Annotated in this window: 2 protein-coding genes; one reads left to right on the forward strand and one right to left on the reverse strand. The window is 59.6% G+C overall.

Going from position 1 to position 2,426, the window contains the following annotated elements; all coding sequences use genetic code 11:
- The coding region (locus VEG30_18565; protein HXZ81939.1) for a hypothetical protein at positions 1-590 on the forward strand (590 nt) is incomplete at its 5' end.
- A gap of 385 nt (positions 591-975) precedes the next feature.
- On the opposite strand, the gene VEG30_18570 is transcribed toward VEG30_18565, so the two are convergent.
- Positions 976-2,310, reverse strand: a complete 1,335-nt coding sequence (locus VEG30_18570) for an IS701 family transposase (GenBank protein HXZ81940.1) — start codon at positions 2,308-2,310, stop codon at positions 976-978.
- Positions 2,311-2,426: the final 116 nt, after the last annotated feature.

Consider the following 2,426-nt stretch of genomic DNA (forward strand, 5'->3'; position numbering starts at 1 on the left):
TCGAGCTGGGGTGCTACCTGTGTGAGGTCCGCGCCGGCCAGTATTGGCGGCTGGAAAACCTCAGCTCGTTTGACGACTTCCTGGAGAGGCGTTTCCCGCAGTCCCGCCGCAAGGCCTATTACTTGATGTCCATTCACGAGCATCTGCCGAAACCGATCCGGAAGGATCTGAAGCAGATTGGCTGGGCGAAGGCCGTGGAGTTGGTCAAAGTGGCACGGCGGGACCAGCAGCGATTCGAAAGTGCAACCTGGTTGCAGAAAGCCCGCTCCCTGCCCAAGGAAGAATTCAAAGCCGAGGTCGAGCGCGAGCTCACCGGACGGGACACCGAACCTTCGGAGCTCATGTATTTCAAGATCTACAAGAGCCAGATGCCAGTGATCGAGCAGGCGCTGGACACGGCAGCGCTCATGCTGGGATCAGACAAGTCGCGAGGCTATTGTCTGGAAATGATCTGCGCCGACTTTCTGGCTGGGGCGCACCTCGAGGAGGCAAACCCGACGGTCCTGCTATCGTCCACCCTGCGGTTGTTCCGATTCCTGCCGGCAGTTCAGAAACGGGAATTCTTGCAGCGCGCAATGGAGGCGACGTGACTCAACTCCAACCTAAACGTCCGCCGGTTCGCCTGGACGCGAAGACATACCGTATTCTGCACAGGAAAATCCTGGAGCGCGACGGCTGGAGATGCCAGGCGTGCGGCTCGATGTCTGGACTGGAGGTACATCACATGCAGCGGAGAAGCCTGCGAAGAGATGATTCCGAGGAAAACCTCATTGCACTGTGCTCCGATTGCCATAGAGCAATTCACACCTGACGTTCATTGTTTAGGCAAATGGAAACGCGCGAGCCAAATGCTTGTTGCTTAAGGGCTTAGTACTACTGTGTTATAAAAATGGAGTTCCACAAAAAGGGCAACCCTGGAGTTGCCGGAGCAAGACCCGTGCGATGCTTTGCCGAAGGGTGGCAATGGAGCTGGGCTTATGCCGCTCCACGCGCGCCGGGCGAGCCCCGAGGACGGAACTTGCGCGGCAATGCGGGGACGGATAGGTCCAGGTGACCCGTGCGCGCCGAGGGGGAAAAACGGCTCCGTTCGGCCACCAGGAACCCATAGGCTGCGATACAGAGGGTGGCGTGGTGGTGAAACCCGCGCCAGCCTCGTCCTTCATAGTGTCCCAGCCCCAACTCTTGCTTCAGTTCCTGGTAATCGCGCTCGATGATCCAACGATGCTTAGCCAAGCGCACCAGAACCGGCAAGGGGGTGTTGGCGGGCAGAGTGGAGAGCCAATACTTGATGGGTTCAGCTTCCTGGCTCGGCCATTCGATCAGCAGCCACTCCTGCGGGCGGGGTTCGCTGCGCCAATCATCGCGATGAGCGGGACGAACGCGCAGAGCCGCAAACCGGGAACGCAGGGATTGGCGAGTTCCTTCCCGCCAACGAAGGGTTTTCCAGGCGGAAGCAGGCAGGCTCATAGCCAAGGCATGCACGGAGACGGGAGAGTGTCGTCGGTCGCGGCGCAACAACTTCGTGGGCCGGCCGATTCCTTTCCATTTCCGTTTGGGCAGTGGGCCTTGGCCGGACTGCCACACGCTCACTGACGACTGGATGCCTACCACGTAAGACAAGCCCAATTCGGTGATGCCATCGCGGAATCCAGTGTGGTTGCCATAGGCGGCATCGGCCAGAACCGGCGCCGTGGGAATGCCTCGGTCCATAGCGGCGCGGATTTGTTGCAAGGCAATTTCTGGTTTGGTTTGAAAACGGACGTCTTCGGGTACGCCCGTGGCCTTTCGCCGCTTCTTGTCTTGTGCCCACACTTCGGGTAAGTACAGACGCCAGGCGATGGGCAGACTCGCGTGCTCGGTACTGACCGACAAACTCACGGCCACTCGGCAATTCTCTTGCTTGCCCACCTGCCCGCAATACTGTCGCGTCACCCCTACGGAATGACTCCCCTTTTTCACAAAGCCGGTGTCATCGACGATCCAAGCCGCAATCTGCCCCTGCTGCTCCAGGGCCGGCAGCACGTAGTGCCGCACCGCTCCCAGAACCTCTTCATCACTCCATGGGGCGTCGGCCACCAGATGGTGTAAGGACTGATGCGCTTGGCGCACCTTGTCGGGGTAGAGGCGAGCGGCCATGGGCTCCACACTCTTGCGCTCCCCAGGAAGCAACAAGCCGGTGCAATAGGACTTCAGGGGGAGGACGCGATCGTGGTGCCCCGCGGCCTGCGCCAGGCGATCAAGATAGGCCGCGAAGCGTTTGCGTTGGGCGCCCGGCGCCTCAGAGTCGGCGCTCATGCCCGAACCTACCATCGGCAAGCGCTGACCAGGCCGCAAAATCAGCAATACGTATCTAGTTTATAACACAGTAGTACTAGCAGGCTGCTGAAAAACCACTCGTAATCCACAAGTGACGCATGCTACGAGAA

This window comes from Terriglobales bacterium, assembly GCA_035624455.1.
Lineage (GTDB): Bacteria > Acidobacteriota > Terriglobia > Terriglobales > Acidobacteriaceae > DASPRM01.